This is a genomic window from Streptomyces sp. NPDC017529 (genome assembly GCF_044329785.1).
Lineage (GTDB): Bacteria > Actinomycetota > Actinomycetes > Streptomycetales > Streptomycetaceae > Streptomyces.
Map to the genome: position 1 here is coordinate 36,355 of NZ_JBIRJY010000021.1, position 21,224 is coordinate 57,578.

The window sequence follows — 21,224 nt, forward strand, 5'->3', positions numbered from 1 at the left end:
GTACCCCTACCCCGGCTCGCCGGGGACCCCCGTCTCCTGGGACGAGCCGACGACCACCCGTGACAGGACGCTCTGGTGGTTGGTGACCGGCAGTTCCACGAGGTTGCCGGTCTTGGACGACTCGGCCGGCGGCGAAGTCGGCGTCTGGGACTCCGACGGCCCGGCAACCGCCTCCTCGTCCTCCGGAGGCTGTTCGAGCGGCTGCTCGCCCGCCGGCTGTTCCTCGGCGGGAACGTGATCCGTCGGCGGTGCGGACGCGGCCGCCTGCCCCGTCCCCGGAGGCGGTGAGCTGCTCGAAGGGCGGGAAGACGGGCTCGCCGCCGACCCGGCTCCCGGATCGGGCCGGGGAGCGGGAGCCGCCGTGGCGGACGCGGTGCCCGTACGCCCGGACGACGTGCCCCCGGACGGTGTACTCCCGTACGCCGTACCGCGTGACGAGTCGCCCCCGGACGCCGACGCGGTGCCGTGCGACTCCTCCGGCGGGGCCGGGGCACTCCACGGGAGCTGCGCCATCGGAAGGTCGGTACCGCCGTTCCCGTACCCGACCCCCAGCCCGAGCGCGAGCGCCACCAGGGAGTTCCAAGCGATGCGGCGCCCGATGCGCGGGGACGCCGGCGGTGTACGGTGACCGCCGGCGAGGCCGCCGGAAGAGGTCCCCCGCCTGCGCGTCCCGCCCTGCCGGTTCCTCGCGGATCCCCGGCTCCGGCGTGCGAGCTTGCCGCTCTGGTCCCCCAGTGGGCCCTTGACCTCCGTCGCCGGTCCGCCGTCGGCCGGGGAACTCGAAGAGACCAGGTCGAAGTCGTCCCGCCCCGCTTCCACGAGGAGGTCGGCGAACGCGAAGGGCGCGACGACCGGGAACCAGCGGGCGACGCTGCGCTTGGCGCCGCCTTGGCAGGTACGGCACTGGCCCGCGTGGCGGGTGACGGTGCGGCACACGGCGCCCGGCAGGGCTTCGGTGCTGTTCGCGTCGGCGAGGAAGCGCTCCAGGACGTCCACGGCCCGCCGCGCCCGGTCGGCTGCGGCATGGTCCCCCGCCACCGCGGCGGCCGCGGCCTCGGCCGCCCGGGACGCCACCGCGTCCGCCAGGATGTCCGCGAGCCTCCCGCACGCCTCCCGGTTGCGCGGGTCCTTGGCCAGCACGTTGGCCCGGAAGGCCTTGCGCAGCGCCTCGTTGTGGTCCTTGGTGCTCCCGGTGGCGCGTCCGAGCCGCCGGGCCAGCTCGGCCCCGGTCAGCTCCTCGCCGACGTAAAGGTCGTGGAACCGCTGCGTGCCGGGGCCCAGGGCCACGGCGATGTTCCTGGTCAGCGTCAGCGCACGGCGGCGACGGACCGTGAAGTCGGCGTCGTCTTCCGCGATCTGCCGCAAGCGTCGGGCCGTCTCCCGGCCGGCCGACTCCTCCGAGTCGGTCCAAGGAACCGCTGCGTTCCGGGGCCGCTTGCGCCTCTGCTGGGCGCAGCGCCGCCAGGCGATCTGGTAGAGCCAGGACTCCAGGGCCTCCGGGTGCTCCAACCGGTCCAGCTTCGACCAGGCCGTGAGGAAGGTTTCCTGGAGCGCTTCCTGAGCGGCGTCCCGGTCGGGCAGCAGCCGCTTGAGACAGAAGCCGTACAGGCGTGCGTAGTGGCTTTCGTAGAGTTCGTCGAAGAGGGCGCGACGCGCCCGCCGGTCGGTGGTGGACTGGAAGCGCCTGACCCAGGCGGCGGCGTCCACGTCGGCCATTGTGCGCCTGATGCTGGGCGATGTCGTCACTGCCCCACCCCGTTCGTGTGCTCCGGCGCGCGGCCGGAGTACGAGCGTCGCACGCGGGCTCGTACAGCGATCCGCCACGGCAACGGCGCACGGGTGGGCACACACCGCGCACGGTGGTGCAAGGGGCGCGGACGGAGCGCGACAGCGCCGATGAGCACATCGGCGCACAACACCAGCAGGTCCCTGAGGGTGCCAGGAGGCAGCAACAGGTTCACCAGGGCCATCACCGGCCCCAGCAACGCCACCCGTACCGCGCCCGGCACAAGCCTCCGATTCATGGTCGTTCTCCTTCGACTGCTCCGGTTGAGATCGGTCGAAGGAGTAAGGGCGCGGGAAGGCACCCGCCGGGGGCACTTCCCCGGAAAAACTTTTGGCGGCCGGGCCGCGGCGCGACGCGGAGGCGTTGTCAGACCCCCCGGCTAGTGTGCTGAGCAGCTGGTCCGGAGCCTGACCGAGCAGAGGTCAGAGGCCGGGCACCCGCCGTGCCGAACCGGGGAGAGAGCGTTGAGCGAGGACAGGGACTCCACCACGTATCCGTCGTCCGCCGGGTACGCCCGCGTCAACGGCCTGAATCTGTACTACGAGGTCCACGGCACGGGACGGCCACTGGTCCTGCTGCACGGCGGCATGCTCACCATCGACCTGACCTTCGGCGGCATACTCCCCGCGCTCGCCGCGACGCGCCAGGTCGTCGCCGTCGAGTTGCAGGGGCACGGGCACACCGGGGACATCGACCGGGAGCCCGCGCTCTCCTACCTGGCCGACGATGTGGCGGGGCTGCTGGACCACCTCGGGATCGACCGGGCCGACGTGTTCGGTTTCAGCCTGGGCGGCCTGACCGCCCTTCAGCTGGCGGTCGCCCGGCCCGCGCGGGTCGACCGGCTGGTGCTCGCCTCCACCCACTACCGGCCCGACGGCTACCACCCCGAGGTCCGCGACCCCTCCGCGCGTCCCGGCTCTCCCCGGATGCCCACCGAGAGCGACTTCCAGGAGATGTACGAGGCGTACACGGAAGTCGCCCCCGACCCGGGGCGTTTCGAGGCGTTCGCCGAGAAGCTCCAGCCGGCGGTGTACGCGTTCGAGGGCTGGTCCGCGCAGGCGCTGGCCGGCATCGAGGCGCCGGTCCTCCTGCTGGTCGGCGACACCGACTTCGTCCGGCTGGAGCACGCCGTCGAGATGCACGGCCTGATCCCGGGCTCACAGCTCGGCGTGCTCCCGGGCACCACCCACCGCGACCTGCCGCGGCGCGCCGACCTGGTCGTACCGATGGTGAAGGCGTTCCTGTCCCGGTCCGGCCCGCCAGGCGTCGGCTCGCCGGGGCTCAGCTCACCAGGGCGGTGACGCCCGCCTCGGCCTCGTTGTCGCCGAAGGTGAGGCGGCAGGTGTCGGCGCGGTACGTGGACAGCGCCACGGCGGCGGTACGGCCGCCCGTGAAGTAGCGGGTGGTGACGACGAGGACCGGGGCGCCGGGCAGCCGGTCCAGTTCCCTGGCGTCGTCCGCGCGGGCCGAGCCCAGCTCCACGGCCCGGTCCTGGCCTTCCAGTTCGAGCTGCTGCAGCTCGCGGAGGACGACGCGGGCGCGGGCCGGCGCGTCCACCGCGGCGCCGGCGGCGGCTCCGGGCACGCAGCGGACGGGCACGTACAGCTGCTCGGCGGCGACCGGCTGGCCGTGCGTGACCCTGCTGCGGTGCACGATGTGCACCCGCTCGTCGGGCGTCAGCTCCAGCAGGCGCGCCACGGCCACGGGAACGGTCTGCGACTCGACGGCGTCGACGGGTTGCCAGTCGTCACCGGCCGCGCCCGGCCAGGTGTGGCGTACCGGCGCCACGGCCACGCCGACGCGGGGCGGCGCGACGGTCGTGCCCACGCCCCGGCGGCGCTGCAGGCGGCCTTCCAGCTCCAGCTGCTCCAGCGCCTGCCGCAGCGTGGCGCGGGCGACGCCGAAGCGCGCCGCGAGCTCCCGCTCGTTGGGCAGTACCTCGCCGACCGAGAATTCCGAGTCGAGCGCCTCGCTGAGCACGGTCTTGAGGTGCCAGTACTTCGGCTCCGGCACCGTTTCGAGCTGCGTGGTCCCCACCCTGTCCTCCGCCATGGCCGTCTTCGCGACGGGGCCGGCCCCCGTCGCATGCGCGCCCGGTCCCGAGCCCGCATCCGCGCTCCTGATATGAGCGCTTCTTTATTAAAGGTTGTTGCAGTATCCCTGCGACGATATGGCCGCCCCCACCCTTGGTCAAGACCAATCGTCGGATCCGTTCGCGGGCCGGTGAAACGCGCACGGCAGCTCGTACACGAACGGGATCACCGCCCGGGGCAGGGGGCAAGGCAGAGCAAGGCAGGGCAGCGCGAGGCAGGGCAGGTGGTACGGCCGGTACGGTCCGCCCGTACCGGATGAGGTGGTCAGTTCTCGCCGATGGAGGCCAGCTTGTCCGTGTTGCGGATGATATAGACAGTTTGGATGCGGCCGTCCGCCACGTCGAGCTGCAAGAGCGAGTCCGGCTTGCCGCCGGAGCGCACCAGCAGCGCGATGCCCCCGTTGAACTCCAGGAATTCCATCCCGGCGTCCGGGAGGCCGCCCTTGATGACGCCGAGCAGGAACCGGCCGACCTTGTCGGCGGACTCGATGATCCGCAGCGGCGCCTTGGCCTTGCCGCCGCTGTCGCCGACCAGGCGCGCGTCGTCGGCCAGCAGGCTCAGCAGCCCGTCCAGGTCTCCGCCGGCGGCCGCCGTCAGGAAGCGCTCGGTCAGGTCGCGCTGCCGGACGGGGTCGACCTCGAAGCGCGGCCGGCGCTCCTCGACGTGGCGCCGGGCGCGTCCCGCGAGCTGGCGCACCGCGGCCTCGCCGCGGTCCAGGACCGTGGCGATCTCGGCGTACGGGTAGCCGAACGCCTCGCGCAGCACGAACACCGCGCGTTCCAGCGGCGACAGCGACTCCATGACCACCAGGACGGCGAGGGTGACGGACTCGGCGAGGACGGCGCGCTCGGCGGTGTCGGTGACGGTGCCGCCGAAGTCCGTGGCCAGCGGCTCGGGCAGCCAGGGGCCGACGTACGACTCGCGGCGCGCCTGGACCTGCCGCAGCCGGTCGATGGCCAGCCGGGTGGTGACGCGCACCAGGTACGCGCGCGGCTCGCGGACCTGTCCCCGGTCGGCGGCCGACCAGCGCAGCCACGCCTCCTGGACCACGTCCTCGGCGTCGGCGACCCGGCCGAGCATGCGGTAGGCCACGCCCAGCAGCACCGGGCGGTGTTCCTGGAAGACATCGGTTGCGGAGTCCGTCTGCACCCGTTCATCCCAGCGGGCCGCCCGCACGTTGTCCAGCACGGATGTCCGGAAAGCGACAATCGCGGACGTGGTGTGCGGCACAGCGCGGCGCAATACGCTCCATAAGGGCGGGGCTTCGAGTCAGAAAGAACAAAAGAAGTCGAGAGCCGCCTACTCCCAGCACGCGCCACGGGGCGCCCGGGGCATCCCCGACACGGCGCGTCGCGGACCGCGGCACTCCCCCGCGGTTCACCGTGCGTTCGCCCGCGCGGCACCGGGCAACGATACGAACAGGACGTCACCAAGGCCGGTCGTTCAACGGGAGGTTTCACATGGCGCAGGGATCCGGCAGAGCCGTCAACCGGCGGTCAATACTGCACGGCGCGGCCCTCGGTACCGCGGCGCTCGCCCTCCCCGCCGTCGCCAACGCCGCGAGACCGGGCCCCTCGGCCGCCCCGTCCCGTATCGCGGGGGCGCCCGCCCAGGCGCGCGCCGGGCGGCCGAGCGCCCTGTGGGGCGTGCAGACCGGAGACGTGACGGCCTCCTCCGGGCTGGTGTGGGCGCGTTCCGACCGGCCGGCCCGGATGATCGTGCAGACGGCGGCGACCGAGGCGTTCCGCAACGCGCGCACCTGGCACGGTCCGGTGCTCGGTCCCGGCACGGACTTCACCGGCACCACCGCGCTGCACGGCCTGCCGTCCGGCGAGCAGATCCACTACCGGGTGCTGCTCGCCGACCCGCACGACTACCGGCGTACGGGCGAGCCGGTCACCGGGACCTTCCGTACCGCCTCGGCCGGGCGCCGCGACAGCGTGCGGTTCACCTGGTCGGGCGACCTGGCCGGGCAGGGCTGGGGCATCAATCCGGACCACGGCGGCTACCGGATCTACGAGGAGATGCGCCGCCGCGACCCGGACTTCTTCCTGTGCAGCGGTGACAACATCTACGCCGACAACCCGATCGAGGCCAGTGTGCGACTGCCCGACGGCAGGATCTGGCGCAATGTGACCACCGAGGAGAAGTCCAAGGTCGCCGAGACACTGGCGGAGTACCGCGGCGCGTTCCGCTACAACCTGCTCGACGCCAACCTCCGCGCCTTCAACGCACAGGTGCCCACCGTCATCCAGTGGGACGACCACGAGGTGCGCAACAACTGGTACCCGGGCCAGATCCTCGACGACGCCCGGTACACGGAGAAGGACGTGGACGTGCTCGCGGCGCGTTCGCTGCGAGCCTTCCGGGAGTACTTCCCCATCCGTACGCTCCGGTCCGACCGGGGCGGGCGGGTCTACCGGGTGATCAACCACGGGCCGCTGCTGGACGTGTTCGTGCTGGACATGCGCACGTACCGGAACGCGAACTCCCCCAACCGGCAGACCGACGACCGGCAGGGCATCCTCGGGGCCGAACAGCTGGCGTGGCTCAAGCGGGCGCTGTCGCGGTCCCGCGCCGTGTGGAAGGTGATCGCCTCCGACCTGCCGCTGGGGCTCGTGGTCGCGGACGGCACGGCGGACTTCGAGGCGGTGGCGCAGGGTGACCCGGGCGCGCCGCTCGGCCGGGAGCTGCAGATCGCGGAGCTGCTGCGGCACATCAAGCATCGCCGCGTCACCGGCACGGTGTGGCTGACCACCGATGTGCACTACACCTCCGCCCAGCACTACGACCCGTCACGTGCCGCCTTCGAGGACTTCGCGCCGTTCTGGGAGTTCGTGTCGGGGCCGCTGAACGCGGGCGGGTTCCCCGCGGTGCCGCTGGACGGCACGTTCGGGCCCGCGCAGCCCTTCGTCAAGGCGCCGCAGCGGGCCAACGTCTCGCCCGCCGAGAGCCCGCAGTACTTCGGCGAGGTGGACATCGACGGGGACAGCGGCGAGTTGACGGTACGGCTGCGCCAGGAGGGCGGGCAGGTACTGTTCAGCCGGGTGTTGCAGCCGGGGCGGGTGGGGCAGCCGGACCGGTAGCGCGCTCTGCGTACCTGTCGGGTCCGCAGCGCAACCCGCCGCCTTTTGCCTCGAATGCGCCCTTTACTCATCGGTCACAGAGCGTTCGCGATCAGGCAACACCGGTCGGCGAGGCTGTCCGCATGACTGACGCGACATCTGCCAAGAGCTCCCGCCGCCACCACTGGCGGCGGGACCTGGTCGAGCTGGCGGCCCTGTTCACCGCCGTGTCCGTGGCGGACGCCCTCGCCAACGCCATCGCACACGGCCCGTCGGGACCGGTGCTGCTGTGCTGCTCGGCGGCCGCCCTGCTCGCCACGGCCGCATTCCACGTCTGGTGGTCACGCCGCCACGAACACGCCCCGCCGCCGACCGATACCCGCGCCGCGGCGCCCGAGCCTCCCGCCCGCTCCGACGGGGAGCGGCAGGAGACGGCGCTGTGGCGGATGCGCACGACCGTACGGGACGAGCCGGGCAGCCTCGCCTCGCTGTGCACCGCGCTGGCCGGGCACCGGGTGGACATCCTGAGCCTGCAGACCCACCCCCTGTCGGACGGGACGGTCGACGAGTTCCTGCTGCGCGCCCCCGCCCCGCTGCCCGCGGCCGAGCTGTCCCGTACGGTCGGCGCCGCGGGCGGCGCGCACACCTGGCTGGAGCGGGCCGACGCCCACGACCTGGTGGACGCGCCGACCCGGATGCTGGGCCTGGCCACCCGAACCGCCCTGGACTCCGCCGAACTGCCGCTCGCGCTACGCCAGTTGCTGGGGCGCTGCACCATCCATTCGGTGCCCGCGCGGTCCCTGAACGGGCGATCGCGGGCCGAGCGGGTGCCGGACGAGGGCATCCTCGAAGAGCACACCATGAAGTTCCGCGACCCGTCCGGGGGCTCCGTCACCATCGAACGCCCGCACCTCCCCTTCACGCCCACCGAGTTCGCGCGGGTACGGGCGCTCGTCGAGCTGGACGCCCGGCTCGGCCAGCGCGTACCGCCGCGCCGCGACGTGCTGAGCCTGCCCGAGGGCAGCCCCATCACGGTCCGCCGCGCCGGCGCCGGCGACCTGGCGGCGGCGCGTGCGATGCACTCCCGCTGCTCGGCGCGGACGCTGGCGATGCGCTACCACGGCCCGGTCGCCGACGCGGAGCGCTACCTGGACCACCTGCTCGGCCCCCGCTTCGGCCGCACGCTCGCGGTCGAGACGGCGTCCGGGCGACTGGTGGCCCTCGGCCACCTGCTGTGGGACGGCGAGGAGACCGAGGTGGCGCTGTTGGTCGAGGACGCGTGGCAGCGGCGCGGCATCGGGGCGGAGCTGCTGCGCCGGCTGGTCGGCATGGCGGCCGACGCGGGCAGCGCGAGCGTGTACGCGATCACCCAGGCGTCCAACACCGGGATGGTGGCGGCGATGCGCGGCCTCGGGCTGCCGCTGGACTACCAGATCGAGGAGGGCACGCTGGTGATCACCGCCCGCCCCGCCGGGGTGTCCGCGCTGCGGGAGCCCGTACGGCGGGAGCCCGTACGTCCCGAGGCGGCCGGGGCCGCGCCCGACGCGGGTCCCCGGACGACGTGACCTCGCGCGCGGAATCAGCGGAAACACATGCGCGCGGGAGCGGAGGTGGGGCCGGCCGGTACGCGAGCGCTCGTACCAACCGGCCCCGGGCGGTACGGAGACCGGTGCGGATCGGTCCGTACCTCAGTGGTCCTCAGTGGTTCCCATCAGCAGCCGTGACCGCCGTGGTTCTCAGGCCTGCTCCCAGAGGGACGGTGCGTTCGAGGGCTCCCAGCCCGGCTGGGCCTGGTGGCTCTGCAGGCAGCGGTAGGTGGCACCGCCGTGCGTGACCTGGGCGCCCGCCTCGTACACGGTGCCGGCGGACCAGGTGCCGTCGGGCTCGCTCGGGCCAGGGTTCTCGGAGCCGCTCGTGCCGGTCTTCAGCGTGAGGCCGTAGCCCTGGAGCAGCGGGTTGATCGGCTGGTAGAAGGTCGTGCCGCCGGAGCGGCAGTTGCCGGACCCGCCGGAGGTCACGCCCTGGGCCTGGCTGCCGGAGATGAAGGAGCCGCCGGAGTCGCCCGGCTCGGCGCAGACGGAGGTCCTGGTCACGCCGCTGACGGTGCCCTGCGGGTAGGTGACGCTGGTGTTGTGCTGCTGGATCGTGCCGCAGTGCCAGCCGGTCGTGGAACCGGAGCGGCAGATCGAGGAGCCGACCGGCGCCTGGGTGGACCCGGCGACGCGGACGTTCTGGCCGCCCTGCCCCTTGACGTACGGCGTGGCGGTCCAGTTGCTGTTGGTGGCGACCCAGGCCGTGTCGCGGCCGGGGAAGGTGGAGGCCTGGAAGCTGCCCTGGGCCACCTGGTTGTATCCGGTGGTGGAGGTGCCGGTGCGGCCGCAGTGGCCCGCGGTGGCGAAGCCCTGCTGGGAGCCGCGGGTGATCGCGAAGCCGACGGAGCAGCGGCCGCCGCCCATGTAGTACGCGTCGCCGCCGCGGATGTCGTAGAGCGGGCGGGGGCGCTCGGCGGTCGCTCCCACGCTCACCAGGCCGCGGTCCACGCCGCTGGCGGCGACGAACGACCGGGCCGACGGCAGGTCGGCGGCGCGCAGCTGCACCGTGTTGGTGCGGACGTCCACCGACCAGGAGGAGGCCGTGGGGGCGGCCCGGTGCTTCGACGCGCGGTCCAGCCCGGCCTTGGCGGCTTCGAGCCGGGTGAGCGTGTTCGGTACGTGCGCGGCGCGTGCGCCCGCCGCGCGGATGGCCTGGAGACGTGTGGCGTCGGTGGTGGCCACGGTGAGCGTGGCGGATTCGGTGCCGCTGACCCAGGCGCCGGCGAACGAGCCGCCCAGCGCGTTCCGGAGGTGCCCGGCGACCGCGCCGGCTTCCGCCTCGTTGGCCAGCCGGCGTTCGGCCTGCGCCCGGTTCAGGCCCAGGTCGCGCTGCATCGCCTGGAACACGGCGTCGGACGTCGAGCCGACGGACAGGGTCTCGGCCGCCGTACGGGGTGCCTGCGGCGTCGTCGAGTCGGCGTGCGCCGCCCCGGAGCCGGGCAGCCCGGTCAGGACGAGTGCGCCGACGGCGGCTATGACGGCACACGCGCTGGTTCGGGCGTGTCTGTGGCGCATGGGGAGAACTCCTCGGTCTCGGGGGGGGTGGAGGTGCCGAAACCGTAGGACCGCGTGCCGGCCCGCGGGAGATGCCAGTTGTCCTTCTGCCCGGTGATATGGATGCCTCGGTGGCATCACGGGTAGTCGACGGCCCCGGGAGGCCCGGGGTCGGCCGTCGAACGGCGGTCGGCGAGCCAGGCCGAATAGCTCTCGCTGCGCGCGGCCGCCTCGGCGTGGGCGGCGCGCGCCTGGGCCACGACCTCCGGCGCGGAGTCGGCGGCGGGTGTCCCCGGATGCCAGCCCACCAGGTGCCGCCAGGTCAGCGGCGTACCGGCGAGCGGTCTCGTCACCATTCCGGGCGTGGTCGGCAAGGTCGCCCGGCACAGCCCGGCGGCGCGGCCGACCTGGACCAGGTGGATGCAGGACGAGGTGTCCGTCTCGTACACCCGGACCGGGGTGAAGCCGGCGCGGGCGCAGGCCAGGGTGAAGCAGTCCGCGAAACAGCCGTCCCCCGGCACGTCCGCCCACGCCTCCGCCGCCAGTTCGCCCAGGCCGATCTCGCGCCGGCCGGCCAGCGGGTGGTTCTCGGCGAGCATGACGAAGACCGGGTCCACCGCGATCTCCCGCCAGGTGAGCCGTTCGGGCTCCGGCGCCGGGCTCTCCCCGCAGGCACCGACCAGGGCGAAGTCCAGCCGCCCCGCGGCCACCGACGCGGCGATCTCGCGTTCGGACCAGGTGGTGAACGTGGTCACCGGCACCCCCGGGTAGGCGGTCGCGAGCCGGTCCACCAGCCCGCCCAGCAGCGGGCCGTGGGTGCCGCCGATCCGGAAGCCCGCCATCCGGTCACCGGCGTGCCCGAACCGTACGGCTTCCTGCTGGAGTTCGCTGATCGCCGGCAGCACCACACGCGCACGGTCGAGCACGAACTCGCCCAGCGCCGTGGCCCGTACCCCGAAGCGGCCGCGCTCGAAGAGCCGGCCTCCCAGCGCCCGTTCTATCCGTTTCAGCTGTGCGCTCAGAGCGGGCTGGGCGAGGCCGAGCCGGGCTGCGGCCTTGGTGAGGCTCCCCGCGTCGGCGATCGTCCGGATCGTCTTCAAATGCCGCAGTTCCAGGTCCATCCTGCGAGCTTGGTGCTCCGCCGTGACGGCAGGCAATAGTCCGGTCCGGACCAATGACGGACCGCGTCCGGTTACCCGTCCCGTTCGCCCTACGCGGACGCAGGCCCCGCACGGGCACCGGGCGGCGCGCTGATGATGACGTACCGGGGCCCTCCGTACGAGGATGGTGCCCATGTCCCACACCACTGCTTCCGACAGCGCTCCGCTCCCCCGCCAGGTCGCCGACACCTATGTCGACGCCCTGGTCGACCTCGACCCCGTCACCGGTACCTTCCTCGGCGTCCCCGAGAGTTCGAGCCGGCTCCCCGACTTCTCGCCCACCGGCCAGGAAGCCGTGGCCCAGCTGGCCCGCACCACGCTGGACCGGCTCGCCGAGGCCGAGCGGCGGCCCGGGGCGGACAGCGAGAGCGAACGGCGCTGCGCCCGGCTGCTGCGGGAGCGGCTGACCGCCGAGCTGGCGGTGCACGAGGCGGGTGAGGGGTTGCGCGCGGTGAGCAACCTGGAGTCGCCGCTGCACTCGGTCCGCGAGGTCCTGACCATCACGCCGGTCGACACGGACGCCGACTGGGCGGCGCTCGCCCAGCGGCTGCGCGCCGTGCCCGCGGCGCTGGAGGGCTACCGCGCCTCGCTGGACGCCGGGCTGAAGCAGAACCTGCCCGCCGGACCGCGCCAGGTCGCCACGGTCATCGGGCAGTTGGACACCTGGATCGGTACGGACCGTAGCTGGTTCCACGACCTGACCGAGCCGGGCCCGCAGGCGCTGCGCGCCGAGCTGGACGCGGCGGCGTCGGTGGCGACCGGCGCGCTCGTGGAGCTGCGCGACTGGTTCCGCGACCACTACGCGCCCCAGGTCGAGGGCGCGCCCGACGTGGTGGGCCGGGAGCGCTACGCCCTGCGTGCCCGCTTCTACAACGGCACCGACCTCGATCTGGACGAGGCGTACACGTACGGCTGGTCGGAGTTCCACCGGCTGCACGCCGAGATGGTCAAGGAGGCCGAGAAGGTCCTGCCCGGGGCACGCACCCCGTGGGAGGCGCTGGCCTGGCTGGACGAGAACGGCGAGGCCGTGGTGGGCGTCGAGGAGACCCGCCAGTGGCTCCAGGCGCTGATGGACCAGGCCATCGAGGCGCTGGACGGCACGCACTTCGACCTCGCGGAGCGGGTCAAGCACGTCGAGTCGCGCATCGCGCCGCCCGGTGGCGCCGCCGCCCCGTACTACACGAGCCCCTCGCTGGACTTCTCCCGCCCCGGCCGCACCTGGCTGCCGACCATGGGGCAGACCCGCTTCCCGGCGTACGACCTGGTCTCCACCTGGTACCACGAGGGTGTCCCCGGCCACCACCTCCAGCTGGCGCAGTGGGCGCACGTCGCCGAGGACCTCTCGCGCTACCAGACGACGGTGGGCATGGTCAGCGCCAACGCCGAGGGCTGGGCCCTGTACGCCGAGCGGCTGATGGACGAGCTGGGCTTCCTGACCAGCGCCGAGCGCCGGCTCGGGTACCTGGACGCGCAGATGATGCGCGCGGTCCGCGTCATCATCGACATCGGCATGCACCTGGAACTGACCATTCCGGCGGAATCGCCGTTCCACCCGGGTGAGCGCTGGACGCCGGAGCTGGCCCAGGAGTTCCTGGGGCGGCACTGCAGCCGTCCGGCGGACTTCGTCGAGAGCGAGATCATCCGTTACCAGGGCATGCCGGGCCAGGCCATCGGCTACAAGCTGGGCGAGCGCACCTGGCTCGCAGGCCGCGAGGCGGCGCGGCAGCGGCACGGCGCGGAGTTCGACCTGAAGGCGTGGCACATGGCCGCGTTGTCGCAGGGTTCACTGGGACTGGACGACCTGCTGACCGAACTGTCGCGCATCTGAGACGGGCCGGTGGCCACGGCGGCCGGGTGCACGAGGACGGCGCGCCCGGCCGCTCGCCAGGTCCGGGCGCTCGCCGTCTCCGGGCGCACTGCGTGTCCGGGCGCGCTCCGTGCCCCTTCGTCCCGTCTCATTTCACGGCGCTGTGCACCTCGTACCGCCAGAAGGCACGGAGCCGCCAGAATTCCACCGCCGACATGGAATTCACCGCGTGCCGGTGCAGCCCCGCGGCTTTGGCGGCCGCGTAAGGCGTCCGCGCGATCGCGGCGAAGCATTTGAGCATGGGCCACATGTGACGGGAGATGTCCTCGGCCCGGACGTCGGAGAATCCGGCTTCGGACGTCAGGCGTTCCAGCGTTCCGTAGGTGAAACGCTGGAACGACGGCATCGCGGCCCAGGTGTTCAGCTGCCGGAAGAGATCGGCCGCCGACGGGGGCATGCGGTCGTCGGATTCCCGGACGTACTCGAACATGACCAGCCGTCCGCCCGGTTTCAGTACGCGGTGGAATTGCCGCAGGGCGGTCTCCGCCTCCGCCGCGTGCACCAGGGTCTCCATCGTGTACACGGCGTCGAAACTCTCCTCGGGGAAAGCCGACGCCGCGTAGTCACCGTGGGAGAAGGAGAGCAGGTGGCCGAGCCCGCGCCGGCGGGCCCGGCGCGCCGCCGTGGCGACATGGAAATCCAGCAGGTCCACGCCGTGGATCCGCAGCCCGAAACGGCCTGCCAGGTGACCGGCCACATCGCCCACACCGCAGCCCGCGTCCAGCACGCGCGCGCCGGGCGGCAACGCGAGCGTCTTCCCCATCTGGTCCTCCATACGGCGCAGCGCCTTCGACCACTGCCACGGGGAATCATTCGCGCGGTAATAGCCGAAGTGCTTGGTGCCGTTGAGGAACAGGGGATATCCCAGTCGGGATCCCGGATGCCGGTAATACCCGCTGACCTCGCGTTCGTTGCCCACATCCGGAACCATGCCAGCCGGAGCGGTGCCGGTGCACTGTTTCGGCGCCGAAATCCCCCTTCCGTGTCGACCGTGCCAGGGCTAGGCCGGCCACTCGGGCAAAGGCATGGGCAGGTTCCGGTGCAGCCTGAGCAGAGCGGCGCGCTGGGTGTCCCCCGGACTCGCAGGGCCGGGCAGGGCATCGAGGAGCAGGCAATGAGAGTGCGCCACATTGGCCGAGTGTCCGGTGAGCACCGCCAAGGGGGCGGCATACCGGCGGAAATATTGGACGGCCCAGCGCAGTTCGGGTCCGAGGGCGGCGCGGAAGCACGGGCCGTCGTCCACGCCGCGCCCCTTGGCCACCAGCGCTGCCACGTCGTCCGTCACCTGCGCGGGGGGCCTCGCCGCGGGCGAACGCCTCCGCGGTCGCCACGGTGGCGTGCTGCGTCCCGGCGTAGAGGGACGCCTTGTCCGCGGTCGTCCAAGCTCCCCAGTAGAACGCGAATCCGGGGTCGTGGGCGATCACGTGCAACTCGGCGTAGGCGAGCACGGCCTCACAGGAGGGAGCAGGGCCGGGCTCGGGGCCCGTCTGGGCGACGATCGCGTCGCGCAGGCGGGCCGGCACGTTGTGGGGGATGACGCGCGACCACGCGTGCGACGACACACTGCCCCGGCAAAACCCTTGATCCGCCGGGGATTCCACTGCTAGACACCTCCCATGACCGGCTATTCCCCTGACGCCACCGACTGGCGCATCCTCGACGTCCTGCAGCGCAACGGCCGCGCGGGTTACGCCGAACTGGCCCGCGCGGTGGGCATGTCCGCGAGCGCCGTGACCGAACGAGTACGGCGCCTGGAGGAGGCCGGGGTGATATCCGGATACGCCGCGGTGATCGCCCCGGACGGCATCGGCCTGTCCGTACTGGCCTTCGTGCGGCTGCGCTACCCGGACAGCGACTACAGACCCTTCCACGAACTGCTGGACAGCACCCCCGAGATCCTGGAGGCGCATCACGTCACGGGCGACGACTGCTTCCTTCTGAAGGTCGTCGCACGCTCGATGAAGCACCTGGAGGAGGTGTCGGGACGGGTGGGCGCCCTGGGCGCGGTGACGACCAGCGTCGTGTACTCCTCACCGCTCCCCCGGCGGCCGATCAGCGCCTGAGGCGCCCCGGTCAGCCGTGCCACACCCCGGTCACGGCGGTGGCTCCGGCGCAGTCGTGCGTGGCCGTCCTCGGTGAGGGCGGCCACGGCGACGTCGGGGATGTCGTCGGCACGGAATCCCTCCGAGCCGGCACCGGGAGCGGGCCGCTACTGCCGTACGGCGGTAGCGTGTGGTCAGTCCGGCACCCGGTGGCGTACGGACGAGCCCGCGCGGTCCTTGACGACCTCCAGGCGGGCCGGGATGCGTTGCCTCAGGTCCGCTACGTGGCTGACGATGCCGACGCTGCGGTCCCGTTCGCGCAGTGAGTCCAGGACGTCCAGCACCTCGTCCAGCGTCTGCTCGTCCAGGCTGCCGAATCCCTCGTCGATGAAGAGGGTGTCCAGGCGGGTGCCGCCCGCCTCGTCGGTGACGACGTCGGCGAGTCCGAGGGCCAGCGCCAGTGAGGCGAAGAACGTCTCGCCGCCGGAGAGGCTGGCGGTGTCCCGTTCGTGGCCGGTCCAGGCATCGATGACGTGCAGGCCCAGGCCGGAGCGGCGGGCGCCGCCGGCCCGTTCGTCGGAGTGCACCAGCGTGTACCGGCCGGAGGACATGCGGTGCAGGCGCGAGCTGGCGGCGGCCGCGACCTGTTCGAGCCGGGCGGCGAGGACGTAGGACTCCAGGCGCATCCGCCGCTCGTTCTCCGCCGACGTGCCGGCGGCGAGCGAGGCCAGGCGGGCGACCCGTTCGTACTCGGTGCGCAGCGGGGTCAGCCGGCGGGCGTCTGAGTGGGCCCGCGCGCCGAGCCGGACGAGTTCGGCGCAGCGTTCCTCGGCGGCCGCGTGTGCCGCGCCCGCGGTGCGCAGCCTGCGGCTCGCGTGCTCCAGCTCGGCGTGTGCCCGGTCCGGGTCGGCGGGTGGCAGGTCCGCCGCCGCGACCGCCTCCGGGTCGGCCAACTCCGCTTCCGCAGCGGCGGTTTCGGCCTGGTAGCGGTCGAGCCGCTGTTGCAGTTCGCGCCAGTCGGCGTCGCTCAGCAGCGCGGCCGACGCGTCGTGCGGGGTGTCGAATCCGGCGCGGTAGGCGGTGTCGGACAGGTGCGCGTCGGCCTCCTTGAGCCGCTCGGCGCACGCCTCGGCGGTACGGGCCGCCGCTGCGGCGTCGGCCAGCAGCGCGACCTGCCGGTCCAGGCGCCGGGCTCGGTCGGCGACGCTCGCGCAGTCACCGCGCGCCTCCGCCAACTCCTCTTCGAGGCCAGCGAGTTCGCGGTCGAGGGCCTCGCGGTGGGAGGTGCGCGCGGCAGCCCGGCGCTCGGCCTCCTGCTGTTCGGTGCGGCGGCGTTCGTACTCCCGCTCGGCGCGCGACAACGCCTCCCGTGCGGCGTGCAGGCCGGCGCCGGCGGCCCGCTCGCGCGCATACTCTTCGCGCAACTCCTCGTATGCGAGGGCGAGTTCGGCGACCGGCGTGTCGCCTGCCGTGGCGGTCGCGGCGGCCAGCTCCTCCTTCAGGGGCTGGCGGGCACGCTCCGCTTCCTCGCGTACGGCCTCGGCCTGCCGGTAGGCCTCCAGCGCCGCTTCCTCGGCCCTGCGGTCCACGTGCCCGGCTTCGGTACGGGCGGGGGCGGGGTGCTCGGTGGCGCCGCACACCGCGCATGCCGCGCCGTCCTCCAGTCCTGCGGCGAGTTCGGCGGCGATGCCGCGCAGGCGGCGGTCCTTGAGGTCGAGCCAGTGTTCACGGGCCGCCGCCGAGTGTTCCCTGGCGTGCAGCGCCTCCTCGTCGGCGGCGCGCACGTCGCTCCCGAGCCGGTCGCGCCGCCGCGCGGCCTCCAGCCGCTGCCGGGCCGGGTCGAGCTGCGCGTGGAGCTGTTCGGCGCGGGCCGCCGCCTCCTGGGCGGCCTCGATGCGCCGCTGGTGTTCCTGGTGGACCGGCTCCCACTCCGCGAGCCAGGCAGCCGCGTCCAGCAGTGTCTGTTCGTCGGCGCGCGCCTCGCGTTCGATTCCGGCGCGCTCCCGGCCGATGTCGGCGGCACGGCTCTCCGCGCGGCGGGCCGCGGTCAGCGACCCGAGGTCCTGTCGCAGCTCGCGTTCGAGCGCGGCGAGCCGTTCGCCGTCCGCGCCCGCGAGGTCGGGCGGCAGCTGGGACCGGCCGCGCCGCTCGGCGGCCTGTGCCGTCTCGTGCTCGCGCCAGGCGGCGTCGCGCAGCGCCAGTGCCGGGGCGACCTCGGAAGCCGCGCGGGCCCGCACCAGCCGGTCCCGGGCCCGGTCCCGCTCGCCGGACTGCGCCGCCAGCGCCGCCGCGCGCCGCCGGGCCTCGGCGTACCGCCGCTGGAGGCGGTCGCGTTCACGCTCCTCGTCCGCCCGCGCCCGGGCGGCGGCCTCCGCGGCCTCGGCGGAGCGTACGGCGAGCCGGGCGATGTCGTACCGCTCGCGCGCGCTGGATCGCGCCACCGCCGCCCGTACCAGTACGGCTTCGGCGAAGCCCGGCTCGCCGGGGCTCGGCGCCTCGACCGCCTGCACGGCGGCGGACGCGTCGGCCCCCCGCCCGTACTGCCCCGGTACGAGGGCGGTGACGGTCGCCGTGCCCTGGGAGGCCGCGCCCGTACCGGCAGTCCGCGCCGCCCGTCCCGTACCGCCACGGCGGCCCGCTGCCGGAGCCGCCGCTTCGGGTGCGCGCCCCGGCGCGGGGACCGACGGATCGGCGAGGTCGGCCGGCTCCCCCGCCGCCTGGTCCATGCGGTGGGCGAGCGCCAGCAACCGGTCGTCACCGGCGGTGACCCGGTCGGCGGCCGCCTTGCGGCGGATGGCGAGCTGCTCTTCGAGGGCGGCGAACCTGCGGGTGTCGAAGAGCCGCCCCAGCAGGCGGGCGCGGGCCTCGGCGTCGGCGCGCAGGAAGCGCGCGAAGTCCCCCTGCGGCAGCAGGACGACCTGGCAGAACTGCTCCTTGCTCATGCCGAGGAGCTGGCCGATCTCCTCGCCGATCTCCTGGTGGGACCGGCTCAGCGCCTTCCAGTGGCCCCGGCCGTCCCCGGTGCCGCCGTCGGCCCCGCCGTCACCGGTCACGTACTCCCGCAGCCGGCTCTGGGCCTTCTCGCGGGTCGTGCCGGTGCCGCGCTTCTTCGGGCGGGGCTGTTCCGGCAGCCTGGTGATCTCCAGCCGGCGTCCGCCCACGGTCAGTTCGAGGACCACTTCGGTGGGCGTCAGCGGGTCGGCGAGGTCGCTGCGCAGCGCCTGCCCGCTCTGCCGCGTGCCCGGCACGGACCCGTACAGCGCGAAGCAGACCGCGTCCAGGACGGAGGTCTTGCCCGCGCCGGTCGGCCCGTGGAGGAGGAAGAGACCGGCCTGCGAGAGCCGGTCGAAGTCGATGGTCTGGGTCCGGCCGAACGGCCCGAAGGCCGTGACCGACAGCCGGTGCAGCCTCACCGCGCCACCTCCCCGAGCGCGTCGCCCGCCCGTACGTCGTCGATCGCGGAGCGCAGCACGGCCCGCTCCTCCTCGTCCACGGCGCGCCCGGTCCTTACGTGCGCCACGAAGTCCTCGGCGATCTCCTGGTCGCTGCGGCCGCGCAGCCGCTGGGCGTACGAGGCCAGCGAGCGGGCGGCGCCCTCCTCGGGCTCGAAGGCGAGGCTGAGGACGTGCGGGAAGCGCTTGGCCAGCCGGGCCATCGGCTCGTGCGGGCGTGCGGTGTCGGTCAGCGTCGCCTCCACCCACGCCTCCTCGTGGGCGGCCAGCGCCGGATCGGCCAGCAGGTCGTCCAGCTTGCCCCGGAGCCGGGCCAGCGCCCGTGGCACCGGGCAGTCCAGGCGCTCGGCGGTCACCGCACCCGCGGCGTCCAGGTCGACGAGCCACATGGACTTGCGGTGCCGTTCCTCGGAGAAGGAGTAGGCGAGCGGCGAGCCGGAGTAGCGGACCCGGTCGGTGATCGTCTGGCAGCCGTGCAGATGGCCGAGGGCCGCGTAGTCGACTCCGTCGAAGACGGACGCGGGTACGGACTCCACGCCGCCGACCGTGATGTCGCGCTCGCTGTCGCTGGGCGCGCCGCCGGTGACGAAGGCGTGCGCGAGGACCACCGAGCGGGTGCCCGCCGGGCGGCCGGCGAGATCGCCGCGCACCCGGTCCATGGCCGCGCCCAGCACCTGCGCGTGGTCGGCCCGCGCGGCGCCGAATTCCTCCTTGACCAGGGCCGGTTCGAGGTACGGGAGCCCGTACAGGGCGACCTCGCCGTGCGTGTCGCGCAGCACGACCGGGGTGGCGCAGGCGGCCGGGTCGGTCCGCAGGTGGATGCCGGCCCGCCGCATCAGGCCCGAGCCGACGCCGAGCCGGCGGGCGGAGTCGTGGTTGCCGGAGATCATGACGGTGGGTACGTCCAGCTCCGCGAGGCGGTGCAGGGCGTCGTCGAAGAGTTCCACTGCGGCGAGCGGCGGCACGGCCCGGTCGTAGACGTCGCCCGCGACGAGGACCGCGTCCACGTCGTGCGTACGGACCGCTTCGACGAGGTGGTCGAGGAAGGCGCGCTGCGCGTCGAGCAGGTTCACCCGGTGGAACGAGCGCCCGAGGTGCCAGTCGGAGGTGTGCAGAAATCTCACGAGACCGCCTCGACCTGCACTTTTATGCTCCTCCGCTCCTTGCGCGCGCCGGGTCACGCCGGCCGCCGCACTGCGCACCGGCCACGCCGGCACCGGCGGGTACCGCGCCCCTCACCGACCTCAGTCTGCCATCCGCGCCGGGACGGCCCCGAAGCGCGCGGCAAGCCCGCCCGGCCGTGTGACGCGCCTCACTTCGACGGGAGCGCCCCGCCCCGGCGGCCGGAGCGCCCGCCCGGCTACGGCTGGTGGAACTTCACCTCCGGATACCGGGCCGAAGGCCCGTTCAGCAGGGCGCTGTCCTTTCCGCGCAGATGCTTGTCGACGAACGCGGTCACATAGGCGCGGGTGATGGCGTCGCAGCGGTCACCGTCGAGGGGCTGGAACGGGATGCCGAGTTTCTTCGTCAGCGCCGCCAGATCGGTGAGCGAGAGGTGTTCCATGCCGTCGACGCTCAGCCAGCGCTTCCACCCGGTCAGCTCTTTCCAGGTGTCGCCCCAGGATGTGTCGGTGCCCCCGGGTACGTGGCCGGAATCGCCCATCATCAGCACCGGGCGGTCCAGGGGGAGGTCGTTCGGGTAGTGGAAATTGCCGTCCATGTTGACACCGGCCTTGATGCGCGGATCCCGCAGCATGGCCGGGACGATGCTGAAACCGCCGGCGGAATGGCCGACCATCGCGATCCGGCCGGTGTCGAGGAGTTTCCCGCCTCGCCATGCCGGGCTCTTCTTCGTGAGTTCGTCCAGCACGAAGGAGACGTCCTGGGCGCGGACGGCGCCGACCTTGGGCCAGTCCTTGCCCTTGCACGCCGCACAGGGCGTCGTGTGTCCGTCGGGGAAGGTGGTGCCGTTGGCCTCGTAGTTGTGCCCGACGGCGGCGACCGCGTAGCCGCGCCCTGCCAGCTCCTCGGCGAGCCCGGTCAGGGTGGCGCGCGGCATCCCGAAGCCGGGCGACACCACGACCAGCGGGAGCCCGCCGCGCCGCCCGGCCGGTTCGGCGTCCACGGTGGCGTGGGTGCCCACGGTACTCAGAATCTCCGGCGGCACCTGCACGGGACTGGTCTCCAGGAATTCTTTGAGGTATTCCCTGGATTCGGCCGCGGTCATGTACGGCGCGGGGGTTTTCGAGGGCCGTACGGCCGGATACCAGAGGGAGACCATCAGTTCCCGGTTCTCGCCGGGAACCCACGGGTCGGCCCGCTTGGGGTCCTTCAAGTGCACCGTGGTCATGCCGATCGGATGTTTTCCGCCGGGCGCGGGCAGGGTCGGCCCGGCTTCCGCCGGCCGCTGCGACGAAGCGTCCGGCCGACTCGGCGTTACGTTTCCCGCATGTGCGGTGGTGGCAGCGGAAACGCAGACGGTGGCGGCCAAGACCATGGCTGCTGCCGCGTTGGGCAGGAATCTGTGGCCAATCGATCTGCGGCGCATCGGCTTCCTTTCGTAGATGTGTCGTCGGTGACGTGCCGACGGAAATCTACGGACCCGGTGCCGTAACCGTCATCACTCCCGGGCGCTACGTCCGGTGTCTCTGCGGAGTGACGTCACGCGCGGGA

General features: G+C 73.3%; 15 protein-coding genes. 5 read left to right on the plus strand and 10 right to left on the minus strand.

Annotated features, from left to right (window positions below):
- Positions 1–6: 6 nt before the first annotated feature.
- Together ACH4K4_RS32990 and ACH4K4_RS32995 are read right to left on the minus strand one after the other, a co-directional pair.
- Positions 7–1,716 carry a sigma-70 family RNA polymerase sigma factor gene (locus ACH4K4_RS32990; RefSeq protein WP_398172509.1) on the minus strand — a complete coding sequence of 570 codons (1,710 nt, stop codon included), beginning with the start codon at positions 1,714–1,716 and terminating at the stop codon, positions 7–9.
- A gap of 26 nt (positions 1,717–1,742) precedes the next feature.
- Positions 1,743–2,024, minus strand: a complete 282-nt coding sequence (locus ACH4K4_RS32995; protein WP_398172511.1) for a hypothetical protein — start codon at positions 2,022–2,024, stop codon at positions 1,743–1,745.
- 226 nt (positions 2,025–2,250) lie between these two features.
- Here ACH4K4_RS32995 and ACH4K4_RS33000 point away from each other — a divergent pair, with 226 nt between their 5' ends.
- Complete coding sequence (locus ACH4K4_RS33000; protein WP_398172513.1) at positions 2,251–3,087, plus strand: alpha/beta fold hydrolase; 837 nt, start codon at positions 2,251–2,253, stop codon at positions 3,085–3,087.
- On the opposite strand, the gene ACH4K4_RS33005 is transcribed toward ACH4K4_RS33000, so the two are convergent.
- Positions 3,068–3,823 carry a GntR family transcriptional regulator gene (locus tag ACH4K4_RS33005; protein WP_398172515.1) on the minus strand — a complete coding sequence of 252 codons (756 nt, stop codon included), beginning with the start codon at positions 3,821–3,823 and terminating at the stop codon, positions 3,068–3,070. The two genes, ACH4K4_RS33000 and ACH4K4_RS33005, sit on opposite strands and share 20 nt — an antisense overlap.
- A 320-nt stretch (positions 3,824–4,143) precedes the next feature.
- Positions 4,144–5,028: an RNA polymerase sigma-70 factor gene (locus ACH4K4_RS33010; protein ID WP_398172586.1), complete on the minus strand. Its 885-nt coding sequence runs from the start codon at positions 5,026–5,028 to the stop codon at positions 4,144–4,146.
- Between the two features lie 311 nt (positions 5,029–5,339).
- On the opposite strand from ACH4K4_RS33010, the gene ACH4K4_RS33015 reads away from it, so the two are divergent.
- Both ACH4K4_RS33015 and ACH4K4_RS33020 read left to right on the plus strand, forming a co-directional pair.
- Positions 5,340–6,965, plus strand: a complete 1,626-nt coding sequence (locus ACH4K4_RS33015) for an alkaline phosphatase D family protein (RefSeq protein ID WP_398172517.1) — start codon at positions 5,340–5,342, stop codon at positions 6,963–6,965.
- 122 nt (positions 6,966–7,087) lie between these two features.
- Complete coding sequence (locus ACH4K4_RS33020) at positions 7,088–8,509, plus strand: GNAT family N-acetyltransferase (RefSeq protein ID WP_398172519.1); 1,422 nt, start codon at positions 7,088–7,090, stop codon at positions 8,507–8,509.
- Between the two features lie 171 nt (positions 8,510–8,680).
- Here ACH4K4_RS33020 and ACH4K4_RS33025 read toward each other — a convergent pair whose 3' ends face one another.
- Positions 8,681–10,051, minus strand: coding sequence for a carbohydrate-binding protein (locus ACH4K4_RS33025; RefSeq protein ID WP_398172521.1), 1,371 nt, complete (start codon positions 10,049–10,051; stop codon positions 8,681–8,683).
- Positions 10,052–10,167: 116 nt separating this feature from the next.
- Positions 10,168–11,151: a LysR substrate-binding domain-containing protein gene (locus tag ACH4K4_RS33030; protein WP_398172523.1), complete on the minus strand. Its 984-nt coding sequence runs from the start codon at positions 11,149–11,151 to the stop codon at positions 10,168–10,170.
- Positions 11,152–11,323: 172 nt separating this feature from the next.
- Here ACH4K4_RS33030 and ACH4K4_RS33035 point away from each other — a divergent pair, with 172 nt between their 5' ends.
- Positions 11,324–13,018, plus strand: a complete 1,695-nt coding sequence (locus ACH4K4_RS33035; RefSeq protein WP_398172525.1) for a DUF885 domain-containing protein — start codon at positions 11,324–11,326, stop codon at positions 13,016–13,018.
- A gap of 127 nt (positions 13,019–13,145) precedes the next feature.
- Here ACH4K4_RS33035 and ACH4K4_RS33040 read toward each other — a convergent pair whose 3' ends face one another.
- The gene (locus tag ACH4K4_RS33040) at positions 13,146–13,976 is read right to left on the minus strand and encodes a methyltransferase domain-containing protein (protein ID WP_398172527.1); all 831 of its coding nucleotides are present in this window, start codon (positions 13,974–13,976) and stop codon (positions 13,146–13,148) included.
- Between the two features lie 697 nt (positions 13,977–14,673).
- On the opposite strand from ACH4K4_RS33040, the gene ACH4K4_RS33045 reads away from it, so the two are divergent.
- Positions 14,674–15,120, plus strand: a complete 447-nt coding sequence (locus ACH4K4_RS33045) for an Lrp/AsnC family transcriptional regulator (RefSeq protein ID WP_398172529.1) — start codon at positions 14,674–14,676, stop codon at positions 15,118–15,120.
- Positions 15,121–15,293: 173 nt separating this feature from the next.
- On the opposite strand, the gene ACH4K4_RS33050 is transcribed toward ACH4K4_RS33045, so the two are convergent.
- The 3 genes from ACH4K4_RS33050 to ACH4K4_RS33060 form a co-directional block, all read right to left on the minus strand.
- Positions 15,294–18,512, minus strand: a complete 3,219-nt coding sequence (locus ACH4K4_RS33050; protein WP_398172531.1) for an AAA family ATPase — start codon at positions 18,510–18,512, stop codon at positions 15,294–15,296.
- Positions 18,509–19,675 carry an exonuclease SbcCD subunit D gene (locus ACH4K4_RS33055; protein ID WP_398172533.1) on the minus strand — a complete coding sequence of 389 codons (1,167 nt, stop codon included), beginning with the start codon at positions 19,673–19,675 and terminating at the stop codon, positions 18,509–18,511. Before ACH4K4_RS33055 ends, ACH4K4_RS33050 begins: the two co-directional genes overlap by 4 nt.
- Before the next feature lie 236 nt (positions 19,676–19,911).
- Positions 19,912–21,099: an alpha/beta hydrolase family protein gene (locus ACH4K4_RS33060; protein WP_398172535.1), complete on the minus strand. Its 1,188-nt coding sequence runs from the start codon at positions 21,097–21,099 to the stop codon at positions 19,912–19,914.
- Between the last annotated feature and the right edge of the window lie 125 nt (positions 21,100–21,224).

Excerpts from the sequence above, each read along its gene's own strand:
- ACH4K4_RS33030 (WP_398172523.1), bottom strand. The coding sequence starts at position 11,151 with ATGGACCTGGAACTGCGGCATTTGAAGACGATCCGGACGATCGCCGAC.
- ACH4K4_RS33045 (WP_398172529.1), top strand. The coding sequence starts at position 14,674 with ATGACCGGCTATTCCCCTGACGCCACCGACTGGCGCATCCTCGACGTC.
- ACH4K4_RS33025 (WP_398172521.1), bottom strand. The coding sequence starts at position 10,051 with ATGCGCCACAGACACGCCCGAACCAGCGCGTGTGCCGTCATAGCCGCC.
- ACH4K4_RS33060 (WP_398172535.1), bottom strand. The coding sequence starts at position 21,099 with ATGCGCCGCAGATCGATTGGCCACAGATTCCTGCCCAACGCGGCAGCA.
- ACH4K4_RS32990 (WP_398172509.1), bottom strand. The coding sequence starts at position 1,716 with ATGGCCGACGTGGACGCCGCCGCCTGGGTCAGGCGCTTCCAGTCCACC.
- ACH4K4_RS33020 (WP_398172519.1), top strand. The coding sequence starts at position 7,088 with ATGACTGACGCGACATCTGCCAAGAGCTCCCGCCGCCACCACTGGCGG.
- ACH4K4_RS33015 (WP_398172517.1), top strand. The coding sequence starts at position 5,340 with ATGGCGCAGGGATCCGGCAGAGCCGTCAACCGGCGGTCAATACTGCAC.
- ACH4K4_RS33035 (WP_398172525.1), top strand. The coding sequence starts at position 11,324 with ATGTCCCACACCACTGCTTCCGACAGCGCTCCGCTCCCCCGCCAGGTC.
- ACH4K4_RS32995 (WP_398172511.1), bottom strand. The coding sequence starts at position 2,024 with ATGAATCGGAGGCTTGTGCCGGGCGCGGTACGGGTGGCGTTGCTGGGG.